This is a genomic window from Haloarcula vallismortis ATCC 29715 (assembly GCF_000337775.1).
Classification (GTDB): domain Archaea; phylum Halobacteriota; class Halobacteria; order Halobacteriales; family Haloarculaceae; genus Haloarcula; species Haloarcula vallismortis.
The window spans coordinates 119,522-141,533 of sequence record NZ_AOLQ01000012.1; the positions used below are offsets into that span (position 1 = coordinate 119,522).

General features: G+C 61.1%; 23 protein-coding genes. 11 read left to right on the forward strand and 12 right to left on the reverse strand.

Features of this window, described 5'->3' with window-relative positions; all coding sequences use genetic code 11:
- Window positions 1–124 precede the first annotated feature (124 nt).
- From C437_RS04545 to C437_RS20475, 5 genes are all read right to left on the reverse strand, one after another.
- A complete protein-coding gene (locus tag C437_RS04545) occupies window positions 125–949 on the reverse strand; it encodes a nucleoside phosphorylase (protein ID WP_004515712.1) in 825 nt (274 codons plus the stop codon).
- Window positions 946–1,332 carry a cytidine deaminase gene (gene cdd / locus C437_RS04550; protein ID WP_004515713.1) on the reverse strand — a complete coding sequence of 129 codons (387 nt, stop codon included), beginning with the start codon at window positions 1,330–1,332 and terminating at the stop codon, window positions 946–948. The genes C437_RS04545 and cdd overlap by 4 nt, the downstream gene beginning before the upstream one ends.
- Before the next feature lie 58 nt (window positions 1,333–1,390).
- On the reverse strand, window positions 1,391–2,758 hold the full coding sequence (locus tag C437_RS04555) for a phosphopentomutase/phosphoglucosamine mutase (protein WP_004515714.1): 1,368 nt from the start codon (window positions 2,756–2,758) through the stop codon (window positions 1,391–1,393).
- A gap of 132 nt (window positions 2,759–2,890) precedes the next feature.
- Entirely contained in the window at window positions 2,891–3,613 is a 723-nt protein-coding gene (gene psmB / locus C437_RS04560) for an archaeal proteasome endopeptidase complex subunit beta (protein WP_004515715.1), read from the reverse strand.
- A 92-nt stretch (window positions 3,614–3,705) separates the two neighbouring features.
- Window positions 3,706–3,876 carry a hypothetical protein gene (locus tag C437_RS20475; protein ID WP_004515716.1) on the reverse strand — a complete coding sequence of 57 codons (171 nt, stop codon included), beginning with the start codon at window positions 3,874–3,876 and terminating at the stop codon, window positions 3,706–3,708.
- A gap of 273 nt (window positions 3,877–4,149) precedes the next feature.
- Here C437_RS20475 and C437_RS04565 point away from each other — a divergent pair, with 273 nt between their 5' ends.
- From C437_RS04565 to C437_RS04575, 3 genes are all read left to right on the forward strand, one after another.
- Window positions 4,150–4,521 carry a DUF555 domain-containing protein gene (locus C437_RS04565; RefSeq protein WP_004515717.1) on the forward strand — a complete coding sequence of 124 codons (372 nt, stop codon included), beginning with the start codon at window positions 4,150–4,152 and terminating at the stop codon, window positions 4,519–4,521.
- A 71-nt stretch (window positions 4,522–4,592) separates the two neighbouring features.
- On the forward strand, window positions 4,593–5,135 hold the full coding sequence (locus C437_RS04570) for a CBS domain-containing protein (RefSeq protein WP_004515718.1): 543 nt from the start codon (window positions 4,593–4,595) through the stop codon (window positions 5,133–5,135).
- An 86-nt stretch (window positions 5,136–5,221) separates the two neighbouring features.
- Complete coding sequence (locus C437_RS04575) at window positions 5,222–5,401, forward strand: hypothetical protein (protein ID WP_049919601.1); 180 nt, start codon at window positions 5,222–5,224, stop codon at window positions 5,399–5,401.
- A 29-nt stretch (window positions 5,402–5,430) separates the two neighbouring features.
- Here the strand turns inward: C437_RS04575 and purM are convergent, their stop codons facing one another.
- Genes purM through C437_RS04590 form a run of 3 tightly spaced genes read right to left on the reverse strand, consistent with a single transcriptional unit; the run spans window position 5,431 to window position 8,714 of the window.
- The gene (purM, locus tag C437_RS04580; RefSeq protein WP_004515720.1) at window positions 5,431–6,447 is read right to left on the reverse strand and encodes a phosphoribosylformylglycinamidine cyclo-ligase; all 1,017 of its coding nucleotides are present in this window, start codon (window positions 6,445–6,447) and stop codon (window positions 5,431–5,433) included.
- Between the two features lie 60 nt (window positions 6,448–6,507).
- The gene (locus tag C437_RS04585; RefSeq protein WP_004515721.1) at window positions 6,508–7,182 is read right to left on the reverse strand and encodes a zinc metalloprotease; all 675 of its coding nucleotides are present in this window, start codon (window positions 7,180–7,182) and stop codon (window positions 6,508–6,510) included.
- The gene (locus tag C437_RS04590) at window positions 7,182–8,714 is read right to left on the reverse strand and encodes a TraB/GumN family protein (RefSeq protein ID WP_004515722.1); all 1,533 of its coding nucleotides are present in this window, start codon (window positions 8,712–8,714) and stop codon (window positions 7,182–7,184) included. Before C437_RS04590 ends, C437_RS04585 begins: the two co-directional genes overlap by 1 nt.
- Before the next feature lie 247 nt (window positions 8,715–8,961).
- Between C437_RS04590 and C437_RS04595 the strand changes: the two genes are divergently transcribed.
- The 4 genes from C437_RS04595 to C437_RS04610 all read left to right on the forward strand — a co-directional run bounded on the left by C437_RS04595 (window position 8,962) and on the right by C437_RS04610 (window position 10,608).
- Complete coding sequence (locus C437_RS04595) at window positions 8,962–9,237, forward strand: PadR family transcriptional regulator (protein WP_004515723.1); 276 nt, start codon at window positions 8,962–8,964, stop codon at window positions 9,235–9,237.
- A 57-nt stretch (window positions 9,238–9,294) separates the two neighbouring features.
- A complete protein-coding gene (locus C437_RS04600) occupies window positions 9,295–9,738 on the forward strand; it encodes an acyl-CoA thioesterase (protein WP_004515724.1) in 444 nt (147 codons plus the stop codon).
- A gap of 106 nt (window positions 9,739–9,844) precedes the next feature.
- Window positions 9,845–10,300 (forward strand): hypothetical protein, encoded by a 456-nt coding sequence (locus C437_RS04605; protein WP_004515725.1) that lies wholly within the window; start codon window positions 9,845–9,847, stop codon window positions 10,298–10,300.
- Window positions 10,301–10,428: 128 nt separating this feature from the next.
- Entirely contained in the window at window positions 10,429–10,608 is a 180-nt protein-coding gene (locus C437_RS04610) for an HEWD family protein (protein WP_004515726.1), read from the forward strand.
- Between the two features lie 132 nt (window positions 10,609–10,740).
- Here the strand turns inward: C437_RS04610 and C437_RS04615 are convergent, their stop codons facing one another.
- Window positions 10,741–13,578, reverse strand: coding sequence for an oligosaccharyl transferase, archaeosortase A system-associated (locus C437_RS04615; protein WP_004515727.1), 2,838 nt, complete (start codon window positions 13,576–13,578; stop codon window positions 10,741–10,743).
- Window positions 13,579–13,674: 96 nt separating this feature from the next.
- Here C437_RS04615 and aglG point away from each other — a divergent pair, with 96 nt between their 5' ends.
- Both aglG and C437_RS04625 read left to right on the forward strand, forming a co-directional pair.
- Window positions 13,675–14,616, forward strand: coding sequence for a glucosyl-dolichyl phosphate glucuronosyltransferase (aglG, locus tag C437_RS04620; protein ID WP_004515728.1), 942 nt, complete (start codon window positions 13,675–13,677; stop codon window positions 14,614–14,616).
- Entirely contained in the window at window positions 14,613–15,806 is a 1,194-nt protein-coding gene (locus tag C437_RS04625; RefSeq protein ID WP_004515729.1) for a glycosyltransferase family 4 protein, read from the forward strand. The genes aglG and C437_RS04625 overlap by 4 nt, the downstream gene beginning before the upstream one ends.
- Here C437_RS04625 and C437_RS04630 read toward each other — a convergent pair.
- Genes C437_RS04630 through C437_RS04640 form a run of 3 tightly spaced genes read right to left on the reverse strand, consistent with a single transcriptional unit; the run spans window position 15,794 to window position 20,009 of the window.
- Entirely contained in the window at window positions 15,794–17,149 is a 1,356-nt protein-coding gene (locus C437_RS04630) for a sulfatase (RefSeq protein WP_004515730.1), read from the reverse strand. The two genes, C437_RS04625 and C437_RS04630, sit on opposite strands and share 13 nt — an antisense overlap.
- 35 nt (window positions 17,150–17,184) lie before the next feature.
- Window positions 17,185–18,627, reverse strand: a complete 1,443-nt coding sequence (locus C437_RS04635; protein ID WP_004515731.1) for a lipopolysaccharide biosynthesis protein — start codon at window positions 18,625–18,627, stop codon at window positions 17,185–17,187.
- Complete coding sequence (locus C437_RS04640; protein WP_004515732.1) at window positions 18,624–20,009, reverse strand: sulfatase; 1,386 nt, start codon at window positions 20,007–20,009, stop codon at window positions 18,624–18,626. The genes C437_RS04635 and C437_RS04640 overlap by 4 nt, the downstream gene beginning before the upstream one ends.
- A gap of 96 nt (window positions 20,010–20,105) precedes the next feature.
- Between C437_RS04640 and C437_RS04645 the strand changes: the two genes are divergently transcribed.
- Both C437_RS04645 and C437_RS04650 read left to right on the forward strand, forming a co-directional pair.
- Window positions 20,106–20,978: a hypothetical protein gene (locus C437_RS04645; protein WP_004515733.1), complete on the forward strand. Its 873-nt coding sequence runs from the start codon at window positions 20,106–20,108 to the stop codon at window positions 20,976–20,978.
- Between the two features lie 48 nt (window positions 20,979–21,026).
- The gene (locus C437_RS04650; protein WP_004515734.1) at window positions 21,027–21,995 is read left to right on the forward strand and encodes an alkaline phosphatase family protein; all 969 of its coding nucleotides are present in this window, start codon (window positions 21,027–21,029) and stop codon (window positions 21,993–21,995) included.
- The last annotated feature ends 17 nt before the right edge of the window (window positions 21,996–22,012 follow it).

Genomic DNA, 22,012 nt, shown 5'->3' on the forward strand with positions numbered 1-22,012 from the left:
AAAGGCCGGACGCTCACTCCATTCGCGTCCGGGGAAACCGCGCTCGCTCCGCTCGCGCGGTATGCCTCTCCGCCACCGCTGAACCACAACCCCGGCCGCTCACACTTAGCACCAGTGGCGAACCCTAGCGGTCGATAGACAGACCGGCGTGCCAGCCGTCGGCATCTGCTTCCTCGACAGCCGCGTCCATCTCGGCGAGATACGACACAGCGAGGCTGGCACACTTGGCCGCTTTGCGCTCCCCTTCGGTGCGGAACTCGCCGGTGACGCGGTTAGCGTACACCGTACAGACAGCGCCGGCCCGCAGGCCGTACAGGTTCGCAAGCGTGAGGATTGTGGCGGCCTCCATTTCGAAGTTGAGGACGCCAGCCTCCTGCAGTGCCGCGATGCGTTCGTCGCTGCCGCTGGCCTCGAAGTCCTCGAATCCGGGACGCGACTGGCCGGCGTAGAAACTGTCCGTCGAGCAGGTGACGCCGAGGTGGTAGTCGTAGCCGAGTTCCTCGGCGGCGGCGACGAGCGCCGAAACGATCCGGTGGTCGGCGCTGGCGGGGTAATCTTCGCGGACGTACTCCTTGCTGGTCCCCTCCTGTCGCACTGCACCGGTCGTGATGACGAGGTCGCCGATGCTGGCTTCCTCCTGAATTGCGCCACAGGAGCCGACGCGGATGAACGAGTCAGCGCCGACGCGGGCCAGTTCTTCGAGCGCGATTGCGGCTGACGGGCCACCGATACCAGTCGAGGTCACGGAGATAGGTGTCCCGTCGTGGGTGCCCGTCGCCGTACGGTACTCGCGGTGTTCGGCGACGATGTCGTGGTCGTCCCAGTAGTCGACGACCTTTTCGACGCGCTCGGGGTTGCCCGGCAGCAGGACGCTGTCGGCCACGTCGTCGTCGCTCACTTCCAGATGGTACTGTACGTCGTCGTTCGGGTCTTCACTATCGCTTGTCATTTGTCGAGATGATCGCTGGTTATCGTCGTTGGCAGGAGCTCCCCGAGCTCGTACACCGTCGGTTCGTCGCCGTCGGTGATGATCTCGAACGATTCGTCACAGAATTCGCTGAACGTCTGGCGGCACATCCCACAGGGGGTGACACCGTCTCGCTTGCCAGAGGTGACGGCGACGCGCTCGAACGATTGATGCCCGTCGCTGACAGCCGCACCGATGGCTACTTCTTCGGCGTGTAAGCTGTTACTGTAGTTCGCATTCTCGATGTTACAGCCGGTGTAGACGCTACCGTCGCTCGTTTCCAGCGCTGCGCCAACGGTGTACTCTGAGTACGGTGCATACGCCTCGTCGATGGCGTCTCTTGCTGCGTCGAGGAGAGCCTCCATGCACTGGGCGTCGAAGGGCCGTGTAGAAATTCTATCGGTCTCAGTAGCGGCCGGCGGTTCAGGCGTCGGCGGCGCTGACAGCCTCGACAGCGTCGCGGACGGCCTGCGTGGTATCTGCGACCAGCGCGTCGATGTCGTCGCTCTCTGCGTACACTCGGACGTACGGCTCAGTGCCGCTCGGTCGGACGAGTGTCCACGACCCGTCGTCGAAGGAGAGTCGGACGCCGTACTCGGTCGAGACGTCGGCCTCAGGGAACGCATCCGGCAGGCTGGATTCCAGTCGTCCCATCGTCTCGGCTTTGGCGTCGTCGGGACACTCGACGCTCACCTTCTCGTAGGGGCGCTCGGAGATAACGGCCCGCCTGTCAGCGACGCTCTCCGCGGCGAAGAGGCGCGTCAACACGGCCGCGCTGGCCACGCCGTCGATCCAGCCGCCGAAGGCGGTGTGAATGTGCTTCCACGGTTCCGCGGCGAAGACAACCTCGGTTTCGTCGGTCGCGTCCGCGCGGACATCGGCGATGCCCACGTGAAGCGAACCGAGGTGGATGCGCTCGACACGGCCGCCAGCGGCTTCGACACGCTCGTCGATGCGGCCGGAGGCGTTCGGTGTCGTCACCACGACTGGGTCCGAGATATCCGCGGCGCGTGTGTAATGTTCGGCCAGCATCGCAAGTATCGTGTCCTCGTGAATGACATCACCGTCGGCGTCGACGACGACGATACGGTCGGCGTCGCCGTCGTGGCCGAACCCGAAGTCGGCGTCGGACTCGGCGACGAACGCACGGAAATCGGCCAGTGTCTCCGGCGTTGGCTTGCTTTCTCGGCCGGGGAAGGTCCCGTCGACGTTTGCCTCCGTCGCCAGCACGTCGGCACCCAGTTCCCGGAGGACCTGTGGCGTCGCCACGCTGGCCATGCCGTTCCCGCAGTCGACGGCAACTGTCAGGCCCGACGGGTCGCCACCGAGTGACTCGGCGTAGTCGGCGACAGCGCCTCGATACTCGTCGAGGTAGTCGACCGATTCTGTGTCGCCCCAGTCGCGCCAGGCCGTCGGCGTTGAACCGTCCTCGATTCGCCCTTCGATGCGCGTCTCGTCGTCGTCACCGTACTCAGTGCCGTCGGCGAACACCTTGATGCCGTTGTCCGTCGGCGGGTTGTGGCTCGCGGTAATCATCACGCCATGGCGGCCCTGCGAGGCGTACGCCAGCGCCGGCGTCGGAACGCGGCCGATTCTGACGACGCGCGCGCCAGCGCTTTGCAGTCCCGCGGCCATCGCATCAGCAAGCGCTGGCGAGGTCACGCGACCGTCGTACCCCAGCACGAACGTCTCGCCGTCCTGCCCAGTAGCCTGTCCGACTCGCAACGCAAGGTCCGGCGTCACCTTCGATACAACATCACCGCGGATTCCCGCGGTCCCGAACAGTTCCATACCGGCGATGCGGAAGCCGACCGTATAATTCTCTCGTTCGCACGTCAGTGCAGGGTCGCCAGAGGAACGGGCGGATACGAACGATGACTGCTGTCGGATATAAACGGCGAAAAAAGCGTGTAACAGGCCGGCTTACAGCAGTTCGTCGAAGTCGTAGCCGTTGATATCGACGCCCTCGGCGGTGACATCCGCGAGGTAGATCCCGTTACCGGAGCCGGTGTCGCGCTCGGCGGCGGCGTTGATCGAGGCGGCAGCGACTTCCTTTGCCTCCTCGTTTGTCATGTCTTCCTCGTAGCGGTCTTCGAGGGTGCCGTACGCGACGGTGAGCCCGGAGCCGGTAACAGTGTAGTCGTCTTTCATAACGCCGCCAGCTGGGTCGATGGAGTAGACGTGGTGGCCGTCGTCGTCGACGCCGCCGAGGATAGGGTTGATAGCGAAGAAGGGGCCACCGCGGGCGAAGTTACCGGCCAGCGTCGAGAGGGCCTTCATGCTGATGTCCTCACCGCGGCGTGCCTCGTAGAGATTGACCTCTGCTCGAAGTGTCCGGATGAACGACTGTGCGCCGCCGACACTCCCGACAAGTGTCAGCGCCGCCGTGGGGTGAATCTGCTCGACCTTCTGGACGTTCTTGTTCGAGACGAAGCGACCGCCAAGCGAGGCGCGCATATCCGTCGCGATAACGACGCCGTCGGACGTGCTGATTCCGATGGTGGTCGTTCCGGTCTTGTTCACCTTCTCCGAATCCTGTGCGGACTGTTCGGGGAGCTCGCCGACTTCGGGCGCATACGGGTCGCTCTGGAACTCGTCAGCAGTCTGGGGTCCAGAAAGGTCCGACCCCGGAGTCATATCTCGCATTACTGTCCGATACTGGTCGGGCGCTGATAAAACCTCTTTTTGTGGTGAGGCTGACCGCCACCGTCCGGTCAGGTATCTACTGGCCGCCCGGCTTACGCGCTCGCCTGATCGTATGCCTCGTTAAGTCCCGAGACAGCCCGGTCCATTGGCAGTCGGAGACCGAACTGCTCCGTGACCATCGCTACCGGCAGCAGCATGATGCCCAGCAGCAGGGTGAGTTGGTACAGTGCGAACAGCGTTGCGGAGTACAGTCGAGCTACCATCTTCCTCGATCCATCCAGAGTGGGTCTAGTATATAAGTCTTGTCGCCACATTTCAGTTAAAAATTATTGTTCGTGAAAAACCATCGGGCCGCTGTCTTGCGGTTTGCCGAAATGCCTGAGTACCCAGACGCCTACCCGAACGGTTCGCCGATCAGATATAATGGGAGCGTGACTCAGATGGCTGGTTCGCATAAGTTATAGAGATAGTAATGGTGACGTGCGCAACAGACGCGAATCAAAACTATCGAATAGTCGGGCCACGAGAGCTAGTGTATGAACTACCTCGTGGCGATGGAAGCAGCCTGGCTGGTTCGTGACGTAGACGACATCGACGACGCTATCGGTGTAGCAGTGAGCGAAGCGGGGAAGCGGCTCAACGAAGCCGAGATGGACTACGTTGAGGTCGAAGTCGGCGCGACCGGCTGCCCGGCCTGTGGCGAACCGTTCGATTCGGCGTTTATTGCGGCCGACACAGCGCTTGTCGGACTGGTACTCGAGATGGACGTGTTCAACGCCGAATCCCCCGAGCACGCCCAGCGGATCGCCAAGAGCGAGATCGGCGGTGCGCTGCGGGATGTCCCGCTGAAAGTCGTTGAGGTATTCGAGACCGAGGCCGACGAGGACGAAGCCGAAGCCGAAGCATAACTGAAGCCCGCCTTGATCCGCTTGCCGCCGTAGCCGTGGGCTTTTTATATTACCTCTGGTAATTAGCCGATATGGACTTACCGACGCCACAGGACCTGCGGGAACGCCGCAATGAACTCGGGCTGACCCAGAGCGAACTCGCAGAGCGGGCTGACGTCTCCCAACCCCTTATCGCTCGTATCGAAGGTGGTGACGTGGACCCACGGCTGTCGACACTCCGTCGCATCGTAACTGCCCTCGAAGAGGCCGAAGGCGGCATCATCAAGGCCCGCGACCTGATGAACTCGCCCGTTGTTGGCGTCGCGCCCGACGACTCCGTCCACCAGACGAAAGACCTGATGGACGAGAAGGGGTACTCACAGGTCCCCGTCATTCGGGATGGGGCCCCGCAGGGGCTCATCGGCAACTCCGATATCCGGCAACGTCCCGAAGAGAACGTCGGCGACCTTCCGGTGGCTGAAGTGATGAACGAATCCATCGCGACCGTAGAGCCCGACGCACCTATCGACGAAGTCGACGCTTACCTGAACCACAATGCCGCTGTGATGGTCGTCGAAGGTGGGGAAACTATCGGTGTCATAACCGAAGCGGATATCGCGCGTACGGTTAGCTAACTCTGATTCTCACAAACGCAAATGGAGATAGTGGGCGCATACTCCCTGTAGGAGTGGCTTACTACCGAAAACAGTGTCAGGGATATATGTCTATTCTCACCAACGATAGACGTACTCACATGGCCAGTCCCAGCGACCCACTGTATGCCGAACTCGAAAAGGCCCTCGAAACCGCCGAGACCGAAGCGGCCAGATACCACATCCGGCAGGCACTCCAAATTCGGATTGCAGAAGAGACCGCCGGTAAAGACATCTTGTCGGCCTGAACGCGCCTGACAGGCATCCGTCGCGCCGCTCACTCGGTGAGTTCGAGGCCGCGAATCGAGACCGCCTCGTCCCCGTCAGCCACTTTTCCGATCACGCGAGCGTCCTCGCTGTCGTCGACGAGTGCCTCAGCATCAGCCTCGGGAACCGCTGCGACGAACCCGGTCCCCATGTTGAACGTCCGGTGCATCTCCTCGTCAGAGACCTCGCCTTCCTGCTGGACGAACTCGAAGACGGGCTGAGCCTCGAACGGGTCCGTGATTTCGTACCGGTAGCTCCCCATCCGCGTGAGGTTCGTCCAGCCGCCGCCGGTGACGTGTGCGGCCGCGTGTGTCTCACTGGCCCGGAGCGGCTCCAGTACCTCGCTGTAGATTCGGGTCGGCGTCAGCAGTTCTTCGGCGATAGTCCTGTCAGGGCTCGGCGGGAACGGGTCGGTGTAGTCGTGGTCCTGTGTGACCGCTTCGCGTGCGAGCGTGAGGCCGTTCGAGTGAATCCCGGAGGAGGGCCAGCCGACGATGGCGTCACCCGGCTCGGCCTCACCGGGAAAGACGGCGTCTTTCGGTGCCAGCCCGGCGCAGGTGCCAGCGATGTCCAGCCCCTTGATCACGTCCGGCATCACAGCGGTTTCGCCGCCCACGAGCGCCACGCCGGCCCGTTCGGCCCCCGTCCGGAGCCCTGCGCCGATGTCCTCGCTCGTCTCTTCGTCGGGCGTCTCGACCGCGAGGTAGTCGACAAAGGCCACCGGCTCGACGCCAGTCGCGATGAGGTCGTTTGCGTTCATCGCGATACAGTCGATGCCGATGGTCGAGTAGTCGTCGACGGCCTCAGCGACGAGGAGCTTCGTGCCGACACCGTCCGTCGCGAGCGCGAGGTACTGGTCGCCGATGTCGACAAGCCCGGCGTAGTCGCCCTCGAACTCGCCGGCTGCGCCGATGAGCGCCTTCGTCGCCGCCTCGCTGGCGTCGATATCCACGCCCGTCTCCGCGTAGGTCAGCCCCTCCGCGTCTTCATCGTCCGTGTCGTCGATCTCGGGTTCACCGTCGGTCATACCCGAGAGCGTGCGTGGCGCGGGCAAAAGAGCGTCGTTCCGGCCGAGCGTTGGGCCCGCTCAGAGAACGAACAGCGCGCCGACACCGAGCAGAATTGACGGCACCGCGACGACGAGAAACACCGGCGTGCTCCACTCGCGGACCGTTCGGCCGTCGAGCGGGCCGAAGGGCAGCATGTTGAAGCCGGCGAGCAGGAGATTGATCTGCAGGCCCATTTCTGTAAGTTCTCGGAGAAATCCTCCGATACCCATAGACGCGGTGAGGAAGAACGGGACGAGGAAGACAGCGGCGAGTGCGAGGTTCGTCACCGGCCCGGCGACAGCGATGAGGCCGTGTTGCTTCGCCGTGAGACGGCCGCGGTGGACGACCGCGCCCGGTGCGGCGAACAGGAAGCCGACGAGGCCGCCCAGGACGGCGAATCCGAGCATCCGGTAGTCGGCCTGGAACGCGGCGATCTGGCCGAAGCGGACGGCGACGACTTTGTGGGCCAGTTCGTGCAGCAGGAAACCGACACCGACAGTCAGCAGGCTGACGGCGAACGTGCTAGCGATTTCGGCACCTGACAGCCCGCCAAACTGACCGAAGACGATGCGGCGGAACTGCCGTTCGAGGAAGAAGGTGAAGGCCAGTCCGAGCGCGAGCCAGGCGACGAGGAGGTCTCTGAGTTCGCGCTGACTGAAGTTGAGGCCGCCGATGGTTCGGTCTGTGGTGGCTCGCTGTCGCCGACCCGCCATCAGAGCACCCCCAGGAGTATTTGCATTCCTTCGTCGACGCCCTGCCAGAGCAAGCGCGAAACGCCCTGCATCCCGCCAATATCCGACGAGATGTACGGGATCAACACCGGGAAGACGACGTAGGAGGCGATTGCGCTGCCGACGTTTGTAAGCGCGACAACGAGTATCAACCGGAACAGCGGCACGGCGCGCATCCGGCTGACGAGGTCCATGACCGGCGACTCCTGATCGTTGAGTATCTCGTTGAGCGTCGCGATATCGCTGATGTTGACGGAGATGTACCGCAGTTCGACATAGCCTGCGAACCAGCCGGCGGCAAGCAGCGGAAACAGGCTCGTCAGCCAGCCGAACGCACCGGCGGCGGCCGCACTCGACCAGTGTGCGCCGGCCACCTTCGCCAGCCCGCCGGCCAGCACGGCGTTGACGGCGACCAGCGCAACGAACAGCTGCAGCAGGACGGCCTGGCTTGCGCCGCCGAGGATGAGCAGGCCGAAGAAGACGAGGAAGACGACACCGAAGCCGTAGCCGACGAGCTTGTACAGTGAGAAGCGACGACCACCCTCGGTTCCGGTGAGCGACTCCATCGGCGGGAGCGTCTCCGGGTTGTCGAGATAGCCCTGAATCCCCTCGCGGTGGCCGGCCCCGACGACAGCGAGGACGTGATAGCCGGCCTCGCGGAGAGCGATAAGTCGGTGGGCGATGAACGCGTCGCGTTCGTCAATGAGTGCTTCCGCGCCGCCGGGAGAGAACTGACGGAACTCCTCCATCATCGCGCTGACAACGTCAGTGTCCGTCAGTGTCTCCATATCGAACTCCTCAACGTCGGCCTCGCCGCGGAACCGGACCAGCAGTGCGGCGATGGGAATCCCGACACCGGCCGCGACAACACAGATGAGCAACAGCGTATCGAGCAGGCCCTCGACCGTCCCACCGAGGCCGCCCGGCAGCACTCCCGAAAGGACACCAGCTGGGACGATGAACGGACCACCGAACGCTCCAGCAACGACTGCAAACAGGCCGCCGAAAACAGCACCGACGGTCAGCCCGACGGTCAACGGTGGTCCCATTTCGGCCGCGAGGCTGCCGACGAGTTTGAGTTTCTCGACGGCTGTTAGCCGCGCCCAGAACCGCTGGACGGTCGTCTGAATGTCTCGGTCGACGAGCGCGACGCCCAGACCGAGCCGTTCGGCGGTGTCAATGCCCGCTTTCATGTCTGCACCCGGCTCGATGTCGAATCGGTCGCCCAGTCTGGTCTGGATGTACGACAGCATCCAGTACGCGAGGAACTGAAACACGGTGTTGCCGCGCAGGAGGTCACTCGCATCGAGGTCGTCAGGCGTTTCGCCCTTAATCTGGCGGTAGCGACCCTCATCGAGTTCGACGGCGACGATGTCGGGCTTGGATTCCTCAATCGCTGATTCCACTTCCGTGACGCTGTGCTCGGAAACGTGAGCGGTTCCGACGACATCGACGCGCCCCGTCCCTGACGGTTCCGGGAGCTCGTCTGCCGCCGACTCCGCGTGTTCGGTCATCACCCGCGTTACACATTCGTTTCCTTTACCCTTGTCGGGTCCAGGTGACCACCGGGAACTGCCGACCGAAATTATGTTTGCGGCATTGTATGTTCTCGTCATGGGGCGAAGCTATTACCAGCTCTCGTGTTAATACAGCCACAGATGCCGTGGTAACTACTGGACGGTGACGGCATCTGTAAATACGTCATCGATTCGCTGATTCAAAAGACTGATATGTACAGAGTCAAACTGTATCGGATATACGATGTATGACCTGACTGGATTCCAGCGTGACCTGCTGTACGTCATTGCAGGCCTTGACGAGCCCCACGGGTTAGCAATCAAGGAAGAGCTCGAAAACTACTACGAGAGCGAGGTTAACCACGGCCGGCTGTATCCGAATCTTGACACGCTCGTCGAGAAGGCACTCATCGAGAAGGGCGAACGCGACCGCCGAACGAACTTTTACACGCTGACCAAGCGCGGCCAGCGCGAACTCGACGCCCGGAAGGAGTGGGAAGCACAGTACGTTTCGGCGTAGCCACGTTTTCGAAGCCCGTTCGACAGACTCAACCCAAGTGCTGGCCAACCTCGGGCCATGCCAACGGTACTGGAAACCTATATCGAGAACCGCTGGATGGTCCAGCCGAATCACTCGAATCATCTGGGGTCAACCCACGGGGGAAACGTCCTGAAATGGATGGACGAACTCGGAGCGATGTCGGCGATGCGCTTTGCCGGCGAGACCTGTGTCACCGCGCGGATGGACCAGGTGAACTTCAAGCGGCCTATTCCTGTCGGTGACACGGCTCTTATTGAGGCGTTCGTCTACGACGCTGGCGAGACGAGTGTCAAAGTTCGGCTCCGGGCCGCCCGAGAGAACATCAGAACCGGCGAGACGGAATCGACCGCAGAGTCGTACTCGGTGTACGTCGCGGTCGACGAGGACCGGAATCCCGTACCCGTTCCTGACGTGACGACCGAAACTGACCGTGGCGAAAAACTGCGAGAGCGCGCCCTCAACGGGGAAGCGAACCGTTGATACCGTCTGCTGTACGTACTATACTGTCATCTCGGAGTGACGACTACCGTCACGACGGACCAGCTAACAGTATGAGCTTTATTCGGCTCCGCCGCATACCACGACTATGACACTCGATGTCGAGACGCCGGAGCGGCCGGAGCTGTCTACCGGCGTCGCTGCCGATGAGTACGACGACGCGGACGTACAGGGTGACGAATACCGGCGCAACGAGCTCGCCGAGGCCCTCGACGACGGCGCGTGGGCGGATGCCTTCGAAGAATGGGCCGCGGGCGCGTCGCTCGATGCCGACCAGTGGAGGATCGTCACGGATCTGGGACTTATCGAGGAGTTCGATTTCTTCTGGGACTCCTTTGCGGGGCGTGTGGGCTACCATGCACCGGGATTGCCCGAGGACTGGCGCGAGCGGGAGATTCATCCGGACATCGATTCCTGGGGCACCGTTTCAGGTATCAACGCCGGACTGACCGAGTTCGGACAGGTCGTCTGTGAGGTGCTGGCCGACGAGTACATCGACTGGGAAGCGGAGGAGGTCGGCGCAGACGACCTCCCGGACTTTTGAGCACATAGCGGTTGCACTCCCCTGTCGTCAGTGTCGGTACAGCACTCCCACGTTGTCGGCTCTGACTCGTCCCGGACGACTTGTCAGGGACCGGCAGCCTGATAATCACCCACGCGCTTGCACCAGATATGGCTGAAATCGTCACCCCACGTAAACGCGAGTGTGAGCGGTGTGGGCGGGTCGACGAATGGGACCCGGAACAACACAGTTGGCGTATCGTCTCCGAAGACGGCACCAAGCAGTCCGGCGACCCACACTGTCTCCATGAGTGGGACATCAACGGCACGTTCAATCCGCTGGGCGAGTAAGTCCACGTCCGCTGCTCGACTCTTTGACCGGTATGGCTGTCACTGTTAGAATGGAGTCGGCCGACAGAATCATCCGATAGTCTCGGGAGGTCGAACAGGCGGCGGACCAGCGGCTGGGCTGCTGGGACGCAGCTATGCGCCCGCTTCAGCCACGCCGTCGGTCACTGGCGCGCGTGATTCCCCGCTGGTTTCGTTGCCCTGCTGAATCGTTACCGGTTCCAGCTCGACGGTCGCGGCGGAGTCGTCCTCTCCGATTACCTGTCCTTCAGTGACCTCGGTCGCACCGGTAAAGCCGGTCCGGTCGCCGTCGTTGGTCCCGACTGCAGTGAACTGGTACTGGGTCTCGGCACGGACACTGACGTTCGTGTACCCTTCGTCAGTACCCCAGTCATCGTACCCAGTCGTAGAGTAGGGAACGGTCATCTCGAAGTTGCCGTTCTGGTCGGTCTGGGTCCGCTGGCGGTAGATGAACGTCTTGTTCGTGGCTGGGTTGCGCATCTGCACGGCGGTCCGTACTGTCGCGTTCGCCGGTCCAGTCCCCTCAATCGTCGCACCGGGAACGCGCTCGAATATCTTCGTCCAGGCGGAGTGTTGGCGCAACGACTGGAGTCCGTACACCTCGTAGGGTCCAGTTTCGCTGGAGCCGACCAATCGATAGTGCTCCATCGCTGGAACCCGCTCACTTGGAGCACCGCCGTAGCCACCGAGTTGTGATGTCGCGTCGTTTTCGGTGTACTGGCGGGCCTGTTCCACGCTTTCGAACTCGCGGATGACCCGTCCCGGTTGCTGGCCCTCTGGTTCCTGTTCGTTGGTCGGCGCACCGCGGTACTGCCCGCCCCGCTCTGTCTGCTTGTTCTCCCAGTCGACAACAATCGGTTGTGGCTCCGCGGCGCTGCCGTGGAACCGGTATAGCCGGGTCACCATCGTCTCGTAGTAGGCCTGTTGCTGGAACGTCACCTGACGGACGCCGCCACTCTGAGACTGGATGTACAGCCGACTGTAGTAATCACTGGCCTGCACCCCGTCGACGAATGCCGGTGGAGCGAAGAACTTGCCACCACGGTTGCCGAGGATGTTGCCGTTGGTCTCGGCCATCTTCCAGTCGACGGCGACGTACCGCGTCTTCGCGTCATCCTCGTCTGTGTTGTCGAGGATATCGTTCGCCTGCGTTTCGTTCTGTGCAATCAGGAACGGTGCGACCGTCTCGGTGCCCTGCTGGAACGGGTTCGCGTTCGGGACGCGCTCTGCTCTGGTGGTAATCCAGTGCCCGTAGTCCCACCACGACAGGACGCCGTACTGCCCCTCTTGGTAGTCGAAGTCGTCCTGCTTCTGATATGTGCCGTAGTAGTCAAGCGTCGCCTCTCCTCCGGAGCCGTATGCTCCTTCCGCTGGTGTGTTCGACTCCATCCACTGCAGGCTCTCGTCCCAACCCTGAATACCCGGCCTGGGTCCGGTTGAACCAGCTTCGACCGGCGTCGCACCGAAGGCGAACAGCGGGACGACGATGACCAGAAGCACCGTGAGAATCGTCAAGACCTGATAGTACTCGACACCATCGTCGGCACTGAAGTCAAACCAGACGATGAATCGCCCGACCAGCATTCCCGACAGCACTGCTATCGGCGCGACGATATAGTACGCGAACCGCTGCTGGGTAAACGTGGCGAGCAGAATGAACAGCGCCCAGACCACGACGAGTAGCTCTTCGGCAGGTGCGTCGTCGGAGAGGAGCTGCTTTCCGAGCAAAAACAGGCCACCGATCGCCGCGACGATGACCGCGAACCCATGGCGGTCAAACAGGACACTGGCGTCTCGTAGCGGTGACGCTTCACCGACGGTGCCGGCCGTTTCACTGGTTGTGAGACCGATTACCCGCATCACGTTATTTGTGAAGAAGCTCCACAGGTCGGGGGTCACCACTGCCATCAGCACGGCCCCGAACGCGAGGATTCCGAACACGGTCGCTGGATACACGTACCGGCCGTACTCGCGTTTCTCCATGAATCGGGCTAGCCACGCCATGAAAACACAACCGAAGCCAACAGCTAACGCCAGCCCCGGCTGTAGCAGCGACTGAGCGGTTGCTGTAATCTCTAGGACGTTGATTCTCGACGCACTGACCACGGCGGCAGTCGCCATCGTAATTGCGCCCGCGATGGCCGTGTGTTCCGGGCTACTGTCGTGAACGTACTCCAGACACAGTCGGAGCAGGAAGAAGGCGCCGAGTATCCCGAGAAGAAGCACACCGGGCGGCCAGACCCAGAGGTACATTGCAATCGCCACACCGGCCAGCATGGACCAGCTGATGGTGTCCCGGAGTGCGTCGACATCTCGCTCGATGAACTGTTCGTAGATTGGCTTGTCCCGCGCGGCGACGCTGACGGCCACCATGACACCGAGGACACCGAGTACCTGAAAGAGCGCTTCGGCGACGTGGTGGTCGGAGAACCCGACGAGGCTCCGCCGGAGGAGTCCTCCGGTCGAGAATGCGAGCACGGTAATCGCAGTTACACCGCCGAGGCGGCCGCCAAGTCGCCGTCCCATAAGGTACGTCGGAATCGCAACGAGCGTCCCGAGCACGGCAGGGGCAAATAGGAGCGTCATCGCAACAGTCTGGTCGCTGGGCGAACCCAGACCGACAATCAGAGCAACTGTCGCAACAATCTGATCGAACAGCGTCCCGAACTGACCGGTACTGGTCCCGTACGGGAAATACGTCCAGGGGTCGAACGGCATCGTCGAGGGCCAGTTCTGCACGACATACTGCGTCGAACGGTAGTGATACCAGGGATCGTTCCCGCTGAAGAGGACTTCACCGTCAACGATGAAGTTCTCCCAACTCCGGACGCGATTCCACAGCATGAACCCGAGCAGTACCAGGAGGACCGGAACGTGGTACCAGCGCTCGGCCCACTCCAGGGCGGACTCGAGTTCGGGGTTGTCGTCAAGATAGCCCCGTGATTGACTCATTGCACGGAAAAACTGCCAAGGCGCGCATAAGCCTTTTGACCTCTATGCGAGCGCGGGATGGAAACGCCTAACAGCACCGGTGGCACACCACCGACTATGCGAGTCTCGGTCGTGCTCTGTACGCACACGATGGAGCGATACGATGACTGTCAAGCGGCGGCCGAGAGCGTCTTAGCCCAGTCCTACGACGATGTGGAACTCGTACTGGTATCGGATGGTGACCGGGATGTGTACAGACAGTACGAATCCGACTTCGGCGACCGAGACGATGTTCTGACCTACTGTAACGACGAGAACGTCGGCCTGCTAGAGAGCCGGAACAATGGGGCCGAAGTTGCCACCGGAGATATTGTGGCATTCCTCGACGACGACGCCATCGCCGACGAGGAGTGGGTCACGGCACTAGTCGATGCCTACGAACAGCAGAACGCGCTCGCGGTCGGTGGCCGGATGACGCCGGCGTGGGTCGCCGGCAAACCCAGTTTTCTGCCAGCGGAGTTCTATTGGCTCATCGGCGTCACCCACCGCGGGTTCGGACCGAACGGCGACCCCAGCGAACCCGGCGTCGTTCGTAACACCTTCGGATCGAACATCTCCTTCGACCGAGACGTATTTCTCGAACTGGGCGGCTTCGACGACGATATCGGCGGCCGTCAGGGGGAAAAGAACCTACAGGGCGGCGAAACAGAACTGTGCGCGCGCCTGCGAACGGAATACAATGAAGGGGTGTACTACACCCCAGACGCCCTCGTCGCACACAAGATATTCGACTACCGGACCGATCCCGGCTGGCTCGTCGACCGCGCGTTCTGGCAGGGGTACTCGAAGCGCGGGATGGAGGTGTTCGTCCCGGAGTCGACCGGCGAGGAGTCCGATTTCCTCGGCGACCTGCTGTTTCGGTTTGTCCCTGCTCGGATTGGGAGCCTTATCCGCTCTCCATCCGTAGCCGGGGTATTACAGTTCGTGTTCCTGTTCGCGCTCACTGCATTCGTTGGCTTTGGCTACCTGTACGGGATGACTGTCTGGGGTAACAGATGACGGAGCCAACGCGTCATCAGGAGTGCGAGACAGAAACACAGGACGCAGACCTGCCAAGCGTCTGTGTCGTCACGCATCCGCTTGCTGCGGCCGGCGAGAACGCCACGCGAAGCCTGCTGGATATCCTCTCTGCGATCACGTCGGTCGCGCTCGTGACGGCTGATCTGCCGGCTGATTCAGAGATTCGTGACCAGCACGAACTCGTTGAACTCACGCACAAAGGCGCGGGTGACTCCGTCGCCGTCGCCGCCGTCCGGTTCCTGCTGAACCAGCTCCGGATGTGCCGCGTCATCGCCGGCCGGGACGAGGATGTGGTCCTGTTCTTTGGCGCAACATCGTATCTGATTCCGATTATCGTGGCACGGTTACTCGGCAAGACTGTCCTCGTCGAGCCTCGCGGCGACGTGCCGCTGACGCTCCGGCTGAACTGGGAACAGCAGTTGCCCGACCGGGTGGCGGCTGTCCTCGCTGGGACCGTCCGTGCACTCGAACGAGCCGGCTTCGCGGTGGCTCACGGCGTCGTCACTTATACGCCGGAGATGGCTCGCCAGCTGGACCTGCATCCGGAATCTCCGAATGTGTATCCAACAGGTGCGCGATACGTCCGGACGGACGAATTCTGTGTCCAGCACCCCTACGCTGACCGCGACCGCATCGTCGGATTCCTCGGGCGACTTGACGAAGAAAAAGGCGTCCGGGAACTGGCAGAAGTTGCCACGCAACTCCCCGACGACATCACCTTCCGGTTTGTCGGCGACGGCGACCTCCGAGAGTGGCTGGAACAGGACCTCGCCGGGGAGATCGAGGCCGGCCAAGTGGAACTGACTGGCTGGGTAGACCACGATAAGGTCCCACATGCACTGAACGACCTCCAACTCCTGATTCTCCCCTCCCAGCCGACTGAGGGACTCCCAACGACTATTCTGGAGGCGCTGGCTTGCGGAACGCCAGTGTATGCCAGCCCGGTCTCGGGTGTCCCGGATGTGGTACGGGACGGGGAAACCGGCTTCACCATCGATTCGCGCGAGCCCACAGCACTGGCGGCGGGTATCGAGCGGATCCTCGACAGAGATGATCTGGCAGCAATCAGTGAAACTGGACGTACCCTGATAGAACGTGAGTACAGTTTCGACGCGGCCTGTGATCGATACCGCGATATTCTCCGTTCTGTCGACGGCTACTCGTCGTAACCTAACCGTCGAAGCCGCTCTTTGACATCCTCGTCCATGTCTGGGCGCTCAACGTCATCCGTCTCCGTCGCCCGAACGAGTTGCCGGTGGTCATCGAGCTGTTTTCGGAGCCGTCGTTCCTGAGACGGGTGGTCCTCGATGACGTTCACCTGCTCCTCAGGGTCCGCTGTCAGGTCGTACAGCTCGTCGTCCGTGTCGTCTTCGTGGGCAATGAGCTTCCAGTCGGACTCTCGGACACGGATATGCTCGTAGCCGTCGCTGTCGTGGTAGCCGCCCAGAACCTCGCTGCGATCCCACTCTCCGCCGAAGGCGAGTCGCCGGAGGCTCTGTCCAAACCAATTGTCCGGGATATCGAGCCCAGCGGTGTCGACGAGCGTGCAGGGTAAGTCAGTCAGCCCGACTAGTTCGTCGTAGCTTCCCGTATCGTCCCAGCCGTTAATCAACAGTGGGACGTGGTTTTTCACGTCAAGCAGGCGGGCGCCGCCGAAGTACCCGTGTTCGAGGAAGTGGTCGCCGTGGTCTGCGGTCAACGCCATCACGTAGTCGTCTCCCCACGTCGACGTGACGGCGTCCATGAGCCGGCCGACCTCCGCGTCGTTGAACCGTATCTCCGCATCGTAGAGGTCGATGAACGTCTGGTGCTCTTCCGGTGTAACCGCCTCGGGCTCCTCGATGTACTTCCGACGAAGCTGGATCGAGTCGTTGTCAGACACCGGCTCGTCCCGGAACTCTCGCTGGTATTCCTCTGGCGGGAGGAAGGGATGGTGGACGTCCATGTAGTGTGCCCAGACGAACGTCGGCGTCTCATCGTCGCTGTCTTCGATGAACTGAATCGCCCGGTCAGTAATTTCATCGGCCGGGACGTGATAGGACCCGACGTTGATGCCCTGCGAGGACTCAAGGAAGTCGTAGCCCCGCCGCAGAAGAGAGAGCACCGTGCCGTCGAGGTTCGTCTTGGCCCACTTGCGGAGCTTCGAGGTAGTCGACTCGTCGGGCGCCGAGTCGTAGAACTCATCCCAGCCCCGGCCGTAGCCGAACTTCCCGGAGACATAGAGGTTCGAATGAAACCCGCCGGTTCGGTAGCCGGCGTCGTCGAACACCTCCGAGATGAGGGTCTGTTCCGCAGAAATGCGTTCGTGGCCACCGTACATCATCGGTGTCACGCCCGAGAGGATGCCGGGGAATGAAAAACGGGTGCCGCCGACATGGGAGAAGGCGTTCAGGAACGTGCTGCTTTCTTCCGCGTACGCGTCGATATGTGGCGTGGTATCTCGCTCGTACCCGTGATACCCCACGTGGTCCGCTCGGAGCGAATCGATAGTAACGAGGAGGACGTTGTTCATACCACTGGGTCCGCCAGTGGCATAATTAAGGATTGCTATAGTGCCGTTTCCGGAATAAGCAATCGGGCCTTCGAACGGACTCGCGTAGAGATGAGCACAAGGACGACAGCGTAGACGACCCCGCCAAAGCCAGCGAGCAACAGCGTCCCCAGCCGTCCAGAAGGCATCACCATAGCGACGGGCAAAACCGCAGCAGCCATCAACGTGGCTGCGGCGACCTGGGTGCCAAGTGTCCGGTATGGAATACGGATTGATCCGACGATGTTCCCAAGCACCCAGTACCCGGCTATGGCCCGAAGCAGCGACGACAGCGCGGTAGCGATAGCTGCACCTGTCCAGCTGAGTTGCCAGATGAGAACTGCGTTCAAGATTGCGTTAGAAACGATAAAAACTACATTGACACGGAATGCTGCGTCAGGCCTGTCGACCCCGTTGATGACGTTCGTGAACTGGGAGGCGAACGCGTCGGCAAGATAGGCCGCAATGAGAATGAGCAGCACCGTTGTGCCTTGGTCGAACTCCGGGCGGTAAAACCGAAGCACCCGGTCGCCGATAACGGCCGCACCGACAAGTCCCGGAATGACGAGGATACTGCTGAACGCCAGCGCCTCGTCGAGATAGTGAACGATACGGTCATAGCCGTCTGTTGTGCTCAGGTCGCTGACCTCGGGAAAAAGCGTCTGGCTGATCGACGCACTCGCGATCGCAAGCATCGATGCGACACCCCACGCTGCCTCGTAGATGCCGATGAGAGATGCACTGACGAAAAACGAGAGAAAGATTGTATCGAGCCAGCCGAAGACCCGACTTCGGAGCGCTCCCATCCACGCATACTTGGCGTAATCGAGGAGGCTCCAGAGCTGGGCAACAGTGGGCAGCGCCGGCCGCCGCTCGCTCAGCAGGAACGCGGCCGCGGCGGCGACGGCAAGTGACATGGCGTGCCCCAGCGCGATGCCAGCCACGCCCATCGCTGCCAGAAGCGCCCCAATCTGGAGAGCGGTCCGCGTCACGCGCTCGCCGGCTTTGAGCCAACCCGTTGTTGCGACCCGTTTCTGCCCTTGCAAGCTTCCCTGTGCCGTCCGGTATGCCACTGTCGCGACCAGCATGATCACGATCTCGATATCGTACTCGATGAGAACCCGCATCAGCTCGCGGTTACGAGAGACAATCCCCCCGAGGAGTTCGCCGGCCGCCAAGACGAGGACGCCGAGTACGGCAGTCGCAACCGCGTTGAGTAAGATACCGCCGCCGATGAAGCCGGCGGGACTGTCGCTCTCGCTAATCCGCTTTTTCATCGCGTTCGAAACAGCGTTACCAGGGATCACCAGCCAAAAAAAGCCCAGCGAGACAATAACGGAATACCGCCCGAGACCGTCTGCACCTAGGACGATTGCAATGAGCCATGTTGCGGCGAAGCCGGCCAGTGTGACAACGACCTGTGAGACAAAGTGTGAGAAGGCGGTTTTTCCAAGCTTCATTCCATGTAGCCTAGGTCCCGGAGCTGGCGCTGAACCGCGCCAGAAAACTCCTCTTGCTGGCCCCCCGACACCGGCTGTCCATTCGCCTCGATCCAGTCGTCCAAATCGGACTGTAGCGACTCGGCCACCTCAGGGTACGCCTCGCGTACGTCAGTTTCCTCGTCGGCTAGGTTGAACAGTTCTGCGCTCTCTGCACTCTCCTGATAGCGCCACTCCTCGGTCCGAAGAGCGCTCAGCGTCTCGGTGTGGAGCGCCGAGTAATCAAAGTCAGAGTTGTGAGTGAGCAGTTCCTCGTAGGTGTTCGGGCCCCGCTGAGAGACGGCGAACTCACGACCCTCCTCACGGAGGTCCACTCCAATGGTATCCGAACCGTCCACGCCGGCGACTTCAAGGAGCGTCCGCATTATGTCGCTATGCTGGATGATGTCACCGTCGTCGACAGCTAACGGATCTTCGAGTCCGTCGATAACGAGCGGGACGCGGGTCACGGCGTCGTTCAGGACGTAACTGTGTGAAAGCAAGCCCCACTCGCCGAATAGTTCTCCATGATCGCCCGTCACCACAATGATGGTGTCACCGAGATTGAGCGACCGCAACTCTGAGACGAGCTGACCGACCATCTCATCCGTGTAGGCAATCTCCGAGTCGTACATCGCACGCAGAGCAGCCCACTCTTTCTTACTCAGATCGCAGCCGTTTGCGACGATTTCATCGAGGTTGTAGTGGATATCGAGCGCAAGTTCGGCGGCCTCACGGCCGGACATTTCAAGATCATCAGTAAAAGTGTCGAGATATTTCCCCGGCGGATAATAGGGTCGGTGGGGTTCATTATAATGAAGGTAGAAAAAGAACGGCTTAGACTTGGATTCGAAGTCGCCCAGCCATCGCTTCGCGACACCGTTCATCAGTAGTGGCGACGCGTGTTTCGACGTGTCCATCGTCAGTCCAGCCGAGTGGCTCCGGATGTTCCAGAGATACGAGGCGAGGGTCTTTGCACCGACCTGATGAATTGTAGAGGAGGCCAGCCACTGAAACCGATCGAAGCCGCGGTCAAGATTGGTCGCCGAGCTCAGATAGGAGTTGCGCGACAGGCAGGCCGTCCGGTAGCCGGCGTTACGGAAGCGCTCCGCGACTGTAGTAATACCGTCCGGGACTGCGTTCCCTTCGATGCCGATATTCGTGTGGGTCGGAGCGTAGCCAGTCAAGATTGCGCCACTGGAAGGTAGTGTGGATTTACCGTGAGCGATGCACGTATCGAACCCGTGGCCCGAATCAGCTATATCGGCCATCTCCGGGGTCGTGTCGCGCTCGTATCCTCCGATTGTCGTGTGATCCGACCGGAGGCTGTCAAGAGTTATCCAGACGATATTCGGCGTCGACATGCAGTGTACTATTTGTTGATTTTCCCTCTGGTAATTTATATTCCGGTTCCAGCCAGAGAAGGACGATTTATCACGCATTGTGAGAGAACCGAATATATGACAGAGAGCCCGACGGCAGACACCAGCGCAAGCGAGCAGCTTTCATACCGGCTCAGGAAGTGGTTGCTCCAGCAGGGCACCTCAACGGCCGGCGCTAATCAGCACCAGCGAATCGCTGAGAGCGACTGGGACATCCTGATCATTCTCGACGCCTGTCGGCTTGACACCTGTCGGAACGCTGTCGATTGGCCTGTTCAGGAAGTCACCACGCCGGCCAGTTGTACCCCAGACTGGCTCGCGGCTGCCGAAGATCGGAACCTATTCGCCGGCAAGACGGTTCTGACCGCCAATCCGCAGTATAAAAAGTTCGAGTTCGAGGCTGACTCACTGGAACACTTCTGGCAGAGCCACTGGGACGAGCGCCGCCAGACCGTGTTGCCTGAACCAATCCTCGAGAGAGTCACCGAGCACGTCAGCAGGGACGCACCACCCGTCATTGCGCACCTCCAGCAGCCTCACTGGCCCTACGTCGCCCGGATCGAAGACGAATGGGAGCTCGCATACCCCGACCTTGGCCCGTGGACGGACGGCGACGAGGAGATAGCCGGTATGCAGGTGGCGATGGCCCGTGGGAAGATCGACGTTGAGCGGGCCTACAATGCCTACCGCGCATCAGTGCGGAGCATCTGGCGGACGTTGCTTCCGGCTATCGAGTCGTGGGTCGCAGACAGTCACACCGTCGTTGTCACTGCTGACCATGGTGAAGTGTTCGGGCGTTTCACAGAGGCCAGAATGTACGAACACCCTTGTAAGGTAGGAATCAGACCATTGACAGCAGTCCCATGGGTCGAATTTACATCCTCTCAGCCTGAGACGGTCGACAACGGAACAGTCAAAGACCGCTTGGAGGCTTTGGGGTATGCTGAGTAGCCCAAGTAGAGAAGTATTAAATGGGCACGTAGCCGAGTTGAGACAATCATGGTGCTGGTCGTTCTTGGTATAGACGCGCTCGACCCGGAGTTGGTAGACCCTGCGGAACATCCAAACCTCACGCTCGATAGCTATCAGTCCATCGAGACAATAAACAGCGTTGAAGGGGAGCCAAGTACCCACGAGCTGTGGCCAACGATTATCACTGGGCTCTCTCCCCAAGAGCATGGGCTCAAACTCACGGATGGTGTCGCATGGGAAAATCCCGTGTTACGGTACGGGAGCACGGTCGCGAGCTACCTGCTGCCTGACGGGGTTCAAACCAAGATTGGCGCGTGGCTGCTCAACAACACCGGTGAAGATGCATTTCGTGTTCCGGCGACCTACTATGAAAAAGAGGGAATATCGACGGTATTCGACGGGCGCGAAGCGGCGACCATTGGCATCCCGAATTACGTTGTCGATCCCGAAAATGAGGACCGAGAACATAGCCTTCGGCGGAACCTCGGAGACCTGTTCGAACGTGACGGAAGCGCCCGGGGTGGCCATACCTCATCCGACCCGGCAGCGTTTTATGAGCAATGTCTGGAGATGTCGATGGTTCGCCTCGCCCGAGCACGGAGAGCACTCCGAGGTGGTCAAGAGAGCCTCGTATTCGCTTATACAAGCGGACTCGATCTTATCGGTCACGTCACCTACGACCAGCCGACACTCCAGATGCAGGCCTACAGTGAACTCGACGAGTTTGTCGGCGAGGTGGTCAACGACTTACGCGAGGACGATGAGCTCCTCCTCGTGAGCGATCATGGGCTGCAGGACGGTGTCCACACTCATGAGGCGATGGTGGCAGGCACATCACCGCGTCTCGTTGAGGGAATAAATAGTGTTCTTGATGTTCGAGGAGCAATCGAGGCGGAACTCCGTCACCGAGATCACAGCGGCCCGAGCGGCGAGTCTCTCTCCATAGCGGGGAACGACGAGGTAACATCCCAACTCGAAGATCTTGGCTACATGTAGTCTATCGTAGTGAGATT

Excerpts from the sequence above, each read along its gene's own strand:
- C437_RS04610 (WP_004515726.1), top strand. The coding sequence starts at position 10,429 with ATGGCTGAAATCGTCACCCCACGTAAACGCGAGTGTGAGCGGTGTGGG.
- C437_RS04590 (WP_004515722.1), bottom strand. The coding sequence starts at position 8,714 with ATGACCGAACACGCGGAGTCGGCGGCAGACGAGCTCCCGGAACCGTCA.
- C437_RS04575 (WP_049919601.1), top strand. The coding sequence starts at position 5,222 with ATGTCTATTCTCACCAACGATAGACGTACTCACATGGCCAGTCCCAGC.
- C437_RS04595 (WP_004515723.1), top strand. The coding sequence starts at position 8,962 with ATGTATGACCTGACTGGATTCCAGCGTGACCTGCTGTACGTCATTGCA.
- C437_RS04565 (WP_004515717.1), top strand. The coding sequence starts at position 4,150 with ATGAACTACCTCGTGGCGATGGAAGCAGCCTGGCTGGTTCGTGACGTA.
- C437_RS04630 (WP_004515730.1), bottom strand. The coding sequence starts at position 17,149 with ATGAACAACGTCCTCCTCGTTACTATCGATTCGCTCCGAGCGGACCAC.
- psmB (WP_004515715.1), bottom strand. The coding sequence starts at position 3,613 with ATGCGAGATATGACTCCGGGGTCGGACCTTTCTGGACCCCAGACTGCT.
- C437_RS04635 (WP_004515731.1), bottom strand. The coding sequence starts at position 18,627 with ATGAAGCTTGGAAAAACCGCCTTCTCACACTTTGTCTCACAGGTCGTT.
- C437_RS04545 (WP_004515712.1), bottom strand. The coding sequence starts at position 949 with ATGACAAGCGATAGTGAAGACCCGAACGACGACGTACAGTACCATCTG.
- C437_RS04640 (WP_004515732.1), bottom strand. The coding sequence starts at position 20,009 with ATGTCGACGCCGAATATCGTCTGGATAACTCTTGACAGCCTCCGGTCG.
- purM (WP_004515720.1), bottom strand. The coding sequence starts at position 6,447 with ATGACCGACGGTGAACCCGAGATCGACGACACGGACGATGAAGACGCG.
- aglG (WP_004515728.1), top strand. The coding sequence starts at position 13,675 with ATGCGAGTCTCGGTCGTGCTCTGTACGCACACGATGGAGCGATACGAT.
- C437_RS04585 (WP_004515721.1), bottom strand. The coding sequence starts at position 7,182 with ATGGCGGGTCGGCGACAGCGAGCCACCACAGACCGAACCATCGGCGGC.
- C437_RS04605 (WP_004515725.1), top strand. The coding sequence starts at position 9,845 with ATGACACTCGATGTCGAGACGCCGGAGCGGCCGGAGCTGTCTACCGGC.
- C437_RS04570 (WP_004515718.1), top strand. The coding sequence starts at position 4,593 with ATGGACTTACCGACGCCACAGGACCTGCGGGAACGCCGCAATGAACTC.
- C437_RS20475 (WP_004515716.1), bottom strand. The coding sequence starts at position 3,876 with ATGGTAGCTCGACTGTACTCCGCAACGCTGTTCGCACTGTACCAACTC.
- cdd (WP_004515713.1), bottom strand. The coding sequence starts at position 1,332 with ATGGAGGCTCTCCTCGACGCAGCAAGAGACGCCATCGACGAGGCGTAT.
- C437_RS04625 (WP_004515729.1), top strand. The coding sequence starts at position 14,613 with ATGACGGAGCCAACGCGTCATCAGGAGTGCGAGACAGAAACACAGGAC.
- C437_RS04600 (WP_004515724.1), top strand. The coding sequence starts at position 9,295 with ATGCCAACGGTACTGGAAACCTATATCGAGAACCGCTGGATGGTCCAG.
- C437_RS04650 (WP_004515734.1), top strand. The coding sequence starts at position 21,027 with ATGGTGCTGGTCGTTCTTGGTATAGACGCGCTCGACCCGGAGTTGGTA.
- C437_RS04645 (WP_004515733.1), top strand. The coding sequence starts at position 20,106 with ATGACAGAGAGCCCGACGGCAGACACCAGCGCAAGCGAGCAGCTTTCA.
- C437_RS04555 (WP_004515714.1), bottom strand. The coding sequence starts at position 2,758 with ATGGAACTGTTCGGGACCGCGGGAATCCGCGGTGATGTTGTATCGAAG.
- C437_RS04615 (WP_004515727.1), bottom strand. The coding sequence starts at position 13,578 with ATGAGTCAATCACGGGGCTATCTTGACGACAACCCCGAACTCGAGTCC.